The sequence below is a fragment of the Aeromonas sp. QDB17 genome, assembly GCF_027705305.1.
Lineage (GTDB): Bacteria > Pseudomonadota > Gammaproteobacteria > Enterobacterales > Aeromonadaceae > Aeromonas > Aeromonas caviae.
The window spans coordinates 108,704-115,396 of sequence record NZ_JAPDBP010000017.1 but is presented as its reverse complement, the minus strand read 5'-3'; the positions used below and the strand labels follow the sequence as shown (position 1 = coordinate 115,396).

The window sequence follows — 6,693 nt, the reverse complement described above, 5'->3', positions numbered from 1 at the left end:
CCGATGTGGAGCGGGTGATGTCACTTTGTAGCCGAGATTGGATAAAACTGACCTAATGTTTAATCCGATTGGTATTACAGCGAGGCGGCCACCAAGCTGGCCTACGGCGCCGTGGTGGAGGGAGGCAATGTCACCTTCCGGCTCTGGGCGCCGACCGCCAAGTCGGTCAAGCTGGCGCTGTTCGACGAGCAGCACAAGTCGCTTGGCGAGCGCGCCATGACCCTGGACGAGGCCAGCGGCAGTTGGAGCGTGCAGGGGGGCAGCGATCTTGTCGGCAAATACTACCGCTACGATATCCAGGTCTATCACCCGGTCAGCCGCAAGCTGGAATCCTATCAGGTGACCGACCCCTACTCCTTGAGCCTGGCGATGAACTCCGAGTTCAGCCAGGTGGTGGATCTCGACGATCCGGCCCTCAAGCCGGAAGGCTGGGACAGCCTCAAGGCGCCCCACAGCCAGAAGAACCCCGCCGACATCACCATCTATGAGGCCCACGTCCGGGATCTGACCGGCAACGACGAGTCGACGCCGGTGGAGCACCGCGGCAAGTTCCTCGGGCTGACCGACAGCGACAGCGTGCCCGTCACCCACTTGAAATCCCTGGCCAAGAGCGGCGTCAGCCACCTGCACCTGCTGCCGGTGTTCGACATCGCCACCGTCAACGAGGATCCGGCCAAGGTGGCCAACATCGGCGATGACTTCAGCAAGCTGTGCGAGGTCAATCCCGAGGTCAAGAACTCCAGGTTTGCCAGCCACTGTGGTGGCGGCGAGACCATCGAAGCCGTGCTCGGTGATCTGCAAGCCAGCGACAGCAAGGAGAACCCCGTGGTGCAGGAGCTGTACGGCTATCTGCGCGGGGTGGACTCCTTCAACTGGGGCTATGACCCCTACCACTACACCACCCCGGAAGGCTCCTACGCCACCAATGCGGAGGGGACGACCCGGATCAAGGAGTTCCGCGAGATGGTGCAGGCCATCAAGCAGAACATCGGCATGAACGTGGTGATGGACGTGGTCTACAACCACACCAACGAAGCGGGTCTCGGTTCCAAATCCGTGCTCGACAAGATTGTGCCCTGGTACTACCAGCGCCTCAATCCGGAGACCGGTTCGGTGGAAAACTCCACCTGCTGCTCCAACACGGCGCCGGAACACGCCATGTTCGCCAAGCTGATGGATGACTCCCTGGTCACCTGGGCACGGGACTACAAGATCGATGCCTTCCGCTTCGACCTCATGGGCCATCACCCGAAAGATCAGATGGTGCAGGCCCTGGCCGAGGTGAAGAAGGTCAATCCGGACATGTACTTCTACGGCGAGGGGTGGAACTTCGGCGAGGTGCAGGATGACAAGCGGTTCGTGCAGGCGACCCAGAAGCACCTGGCCGGTACCGGCATCGGCTCCTTCTCCGACCGGCTGCGTGATGCGGTGCGCGGCGGCAGCCCGTTCGACGGCGGCGAAGCCATTCGCAAGACCCAGGGCTTTGGCAACGGCGCCCTGGTGGATGCCAACGAGCTGGACGGCGTCGATCTCGCCACCGCCCTGCATCAGTCCGATCTGGTGCGCCTCGGCATGGCGGGTAACCTCAAGGAGTTCGTGCTGACCGACAAGGACGGCATTCCGAAGAAAGGCTCCGACATCGACTACAACGGTCAACCGGCGGGCTATGCCCAGGATCCGACCGAAATCCAGAACTATGTCGACAAGCACGACAACCAGACCCTGTTCGACAACCTGGTGTACAAGGCACCCGCCGGGGCCGACCTGGTGCGGATGCAGGGGGTCTCTCTGGCGACTGCCATGCTGGGTCAGGGCCTTCCTTTCACCCACGCGGGTGTCGAACTGCTGCGCTCCAAGTCCATGGAGCGGGACAGCTACGACTCCGGTGACTGGTACAACCGGGTCGATTACACCCTTGGCGACAACAACTTCGACAAGGGCTTGCCGCGCAAGGACAAGGACGAGGCCAACTACGAGCTGATCGAGCAGGTGCTCGGCCAGCACGCCAAGCCGGGTTCGGCCGAGATGCATCAGATGGTGAACTTCTACCAGGAGCTCTCCGAACTGCGTCAATCCTCTCGTCTGCTGCGTCTTGGCAGCGGCGCCGAGGTGATCAAGCGGGTCGACTTCCGCAACACCGGCCCTGAGCAGATCCCGGGTCTCATCGTGATGAGTGTGGATGACGGGGTGGGCGCCGGTGCGGATCTGGATCCGGCCATCGACGGCCTGGTGGTGATGATCAACGCCACCAATCAGCCCCAGAGCATCGGCGATTTCCGTGACGGCAAGGATCAGCCCATCGATCTGACCGGCATGGTCCTGAGCGGTGCCCACCGTGACTCCGACAGCATCGCCAGCGGGGCGGCCAATGACAGCGGTCAGCTGACCCTTGGCGCCTGGTCGGCGGCAGTGTTCGTCAAGCCGCAGAGCGGTGCCCAGGGTGCGGGGCTGCCGGTGAGCAAGAAGACGGATCTGAGCACCCTGCCTCCCTTCGGTGACACCGAGGTGTTCGTGCGCGGTTTCCTGAATCAGTGGGATCCGGTCAACAAGATGAACTTCAGTGGCAACTTCACCTATGAGTTCACCACCGAGGTGACGGCGGATCAGCTGGGGTCGACCCAGGTGAAGATCGCTGGCAACGAGTGGAGCGGCCCCGTCAATTACGGCAAGTGCAGCGATACCGACCAGCTTGCGACCGGCCAGGTCAATACGCTCTGTGCCAATGGCGGGGATCTGCCGTTCAACGTGGAGAAGGCTGGCACCTACAAGTTTGTCTTCACCGCCATGAACAAGGACAAGCCCACCCTGAGCGTCAGCTACACCGAACCGGCGCAGAGCTGCAAGGTGCTGGATACCGTCGCGGGCAATCCGCTCGGCTTCCCGCTCTATGTGCGCGGCAGTCTGAGCGACTGGAACGCCCAGCCGGCCTACCAGCTGAGCTACAAGGGGATGGAAGGCAACCTCGCCATCTACCAGGCCGCCTTCAACTACGCGGGCAGCTTTGACTTCAAGTTTGCCAACGACGATGTCAACTGGAGCAAGCAGTTCTTCGTGAAGGATGCCGGTGGCACCCTGATCGCACTGGAGCCCGAGCAGGTTTACCCGCTCCAGCACGGCGACGGTGGCATGGGCAACAACAGCATCACACTGGAACAGGGTCTGTGGAGCTTCCTGGTGAAGGTTGACCCGACTCAGACTTCCGGCGAGGTGGGCAGCGTCATCATCCAGGAGTGCAGCGCCAAGTAAGTCTTTCCCATCGAGCCCGGGGTTGGCTCGGCAGCCCCGGGTTGAATTCCGCCTCGCCAAGGGCGGGATAACACCGAGAGAGTAAGCAAAGCGCGACTGCCGACCGGCAGCCGCGCTTTTTCTTTGCTGTGGGCGAGGCAATAAAAAAGCCGCCCCGTTGGGGCGGCTGTTGGTTGTACCGTTAACGGTCGGCCTAGCGTTTTCGCAGCAGGCGCAGGGCGTTGGCGGTGACCAGGGCGGTGGCGCCGGTGTCGGCCAGCACCGCAATCCACAGGCCGGTGATGCCGAGCAGGCTGGTGACCAGGAAGATGGCCTTGAGCCCCAGCGCCAGCGCGATGTTCTGGTGGATGTTGGCCAGCGCCGCGCGGGAGAGCCGGATCATGGCGGCAACCCCGCCGAGCTGGTTGTGGGTCAGGGCCGCATCGGCGGTCTCCAGCGCCACGTCGGTGCCGCCTCCCATGGCGATGCCGATGCTGGCCCGCTTCATGGCCGGGGCGTCGTTGATGCCGTCGCCGATCATCGCGACCTTTTGCGTCAGACCGAGCTTGGCGATCTCATCGACCTTGCCCTCCGGCAGCAGGCCGGCGCGCCAGCCCATGCCGAGCTCGGTGGCGATCGCCTCGGCGGCGCGGGGGTTGTCGCCGGTCAGCATGATGCTCTTGAGACCAAGCTCGCTCAGCTCTTGCAGCGCCGCAGCCGCCTCGGGGCGGATCTGGTCGCGCAGGGCCAGCAGGGCGGCCGGGGTGGCGTCGGGCTGACCGAGCACCACCACTGTCTTGCCTTGCTGCTCCAGGGTGGCGACCCGGGCCTGCATCGCCGCATCCAGGGTGGCGACCCGGCTCGGTGCCAGCAACTGCCAGAGGGTACCGTTGATGCGACCCTCTACCCCCATGCCGGGCAGGGCGCGCAGATCCTGGGCGGCGGCGAGGTTGAGGCCCCGTTCGCTGGCCGCCGTCACCACGGCGCGGGCCAGCGGGTGGTGGGAGCCCTGTTCGATGGCCGCCGCCAGCGCCAGCAGGTCGGCCTCAGGCTGGCCATTGAGGCTCACCAGTTCGGTCAGTTGCGGCTTGCCCAGGGTCAGGGTGCCGGTCTTGTCGAAGGCCAGGGTATTGATGTGGGCGAGGCGCTCCAGCGCGGCGCCCCCCTTGATGAGGGCCCCCTGGCGGGTGGCTGCCGCCAGTGCCGAGGTGACCGCCGCCGGGGTGGAGATGACCAGGGCGCAGGGGCAACCGATGAGCAGCAGTGCCAGCCCGCGATAGACCCACTCGTCCCAGCTCTGGCCGAAGGCGAGCGGCGGTACCAGCACCACCAGCAGGGCGACCAGCATCATGGCCGGGGTATACCAGCGACTGAAGCGGTCGATGAAACGCTCGATGGGGGCGCGCTGGGTCTCGGCCTCCTCGATGAGATGCAGGATGCGGTCGATGGCGTTGTTGCCGGGTTCGGACACCACCTCAAGGCGCAGCACCCGATCCGCCGCCAGACTGCCGGCGGGGACCTTGTCACCCCGGCGGCGCTCCACCGGGATGGATTCGCCGGTCAGGGCGCTCTCGTCAAAGGCGCCGAGGGGGTCGAGCAGGCGGGCATCGGCGGCCAGGCGGGCACCCGGGGCGATTTCGATGATGTCACCGGGGCGCAGCTGGTCGGCAGCGACTTCTTCCCGTACCTCGCCCTCGGCAGGGGTACGGATGCGCAGCGCCTTGTCGGGCACCAGCGCCATCAGGGCGGTGACCCCGGCGCGGGCGCGGCCGGCGGCATAGGCTTCCAGATGTTCCCCCAGCATGAACAGCAGCAGCACCATGGCCGCTTCGGCGGTTTCGCCGAGGAAGAGGGCCCCCACGGCGGCGACCGTCATCAGGGTCTCGATGGCGAAGGGGGAGCCGCTTCTGATCAGTGCCCACGCCTTGCGGGCGACGGGCCACAGCCCCCAGAGGGTGGCCAGGGTAAAGAGCGGCTGACCTAGCTGGGCCGGCAACAGGGCCGCCACCCCCATCAGGCCGGCCAGCGACAGGGGCTGCCAGTATTTGCCGAGCAGGTTACTGACCCTCTGCATCTGCGGGCTGCGGCCCGGTTCGCTGCGAGCCGTGTTCTGAGCGCCTCCTTTGAGCTGGAAGCCGGCGGCCAGCACGGCGGCGGTGACGGGATCGGAGGAGAGGCCGGGGGCCAGATCCACCACCAGCTTCTCGGTGGCAAACAGCACCCGAGCCTGTTGTACGCCCTCCACCCGGCTGACGGCGGTCTCTATCTTGCGGGCACAGCTGGGACAATCCATGCCCAGCACCTGCCAGCTATGGCGGCGGCTGTTCTGCTCGGGGGTCGTCAGCGGCGGCTCGGTCGCGGCGGTCGTGTGGGCGTGCTCGTGCCCCTGCTCATGATGATCGTGGTCGTGGGCTGTGTCGGTGGCGCAAGCGCCTCTGGGGGGCTCTTCATCACCCGGGCCGTCTGCGCCACTTTGCCCCTGATGATCGTGGCGGGTCGGGTTGGCGACGCCACTGGCCTGTGCCCCGTTGTCGCAGCAGTGGCTGGTGTGGCTGTGCCCGGCCTGTGGGGTGGCGGCCTTGCTGACGGCCTTGATGGGGGCGGCGGCGTGTTGATGGCTGCAGCAGGATTTGCTCATGATGCGTTCCTCTTGAGGGATCCCGCCCCTGCGGGATCCTGAATGACTGCGTCGAGTGTAAACCTTGGTGTAAAGTCCAAGGTCAAGCCCTCTTCTTCTCTTTGTCCGGGGCCATGACAGTGGCCGCTGATCTGCCACTGGAGCAGGAGGGACGCAAAGGGATGCCAAATCCCTTTCATTAGCGGGTGTTTGTCATCCCGTGGCGGGCCTATACTGGGGACCCTGGATCCCACATCAATCATCAAGGACCTAACATGAGCAATACCGTCACTCTGCAAGGCAACCCCGTCTCCGTCTCCGGCCACTTCCCCGTTGCCGGTGAGCAGGCCAAGCCCTTCTCCCTGGTTGCTGGCGATCTGTCCGATGCGACCCTGGCGACCTTCGCCGGCAAGCGCAAGATCCTGAACATCTTCCCGAGCGTCGACACCCCGACCTGCGCCACTTCCGTGCGCAAGTTCAACGAGCAGGCAAGCGCCCTGAACAACACCGTCGTGCTGTGCATCTCTGCCGACCTGCCGTTCGCCCAGGCCCGTTTCTGCGGCGCCGAGGGTCTGGACAAGGTGGTGAACCTCTCCACCCTGCGCGGTGTCTCCTTCCTGCAGGACTACGGCGTGGCCTTCTCCTCCGGCCCGCTGGTGGGTCTGGCTGCCCGTGCCATCGTGGTACTGGATGAGCACGACAAGGTGCTGCACAGCGAGCTGGTGGCCGAAGTCGCCGACGAGCCGAACTACGCCGCCGCCCTGGCCGTTCTGTAAGTCGCGTCACAGGCTGATTGCCTGACGGCCTGCCCCGTTCACACGGGGCAGGCCGTTTTTATTGCGCTCCCGAAC

2 protein-coding genes and 1 pseudogene are annotated in these 6,693 nt (G+C 65.1%); 2 read left to right on the top strand and 1 reads right to left on the bottom strand.

What is annotated here, in order from left to right:
- Positions 1 to 75 precede the first annotated feature (75 nt).
- Positions 76 to 3,246, top strand: a pseudogene (gene pulA, locus OKC41_RS15125) (pullulanase-type alpha-1,6-glucosidase); the annotation flags it as partial.
- Between the two features lie 193 nt (positions 3,247 to 3,439).
- Here the strand turns inward: pulA and OKC41_RS15120 are convergent.
- Positions 3,440 to 5,863 carry a zinc/cadmium/mercury/lead-transporting ATPase gene (locus OKC41_RS15120; protein WP_270672130.1) on the bottom strand — a complete coding sequence of 808 codons (2,424 nt, stop codon included), beginning with the start codon at positions 5,861 to 5,863 and terminating at the stop codon, positions 3,440 to 3,442.
- Positions 5,864 to 6,117: 254 nt separating this feature from the next.
- On the opposite strand from OKC41_RS15120, the gene tpx reads away from it, so the two are divergent.
- Positions 6,118 to 6,618 (top strand): thiol peroxidase, encoded by a 501-nt coding sequence (gene tpx, locus OKC41_RS15115; protein ID WP_010672853.1) that lies wholly within the window; start codon positions 6,118 to 6,120, stop codon positions 6,616 to 6,618.
- The last annotated feature ends 75 nt before the right edge of the window (positions 6,619 to 6,693 follow it).

Coding starts and splice junctions, on each gene's coding strand:
- OKC41_RS15120 (WP_270672130.1), bottom strand. CDS start 5,863: ATGAGCAAATCCTGCTGCAGCCATCAACACGCCGCCGCCCCCATCAAG.
- tpx (WP_010672853.1), top strand. CDS start 6,118: ATGAGCAATACCGTCACTCTGCAAGGCAACCCCGTCTCCGTCTCCGGC.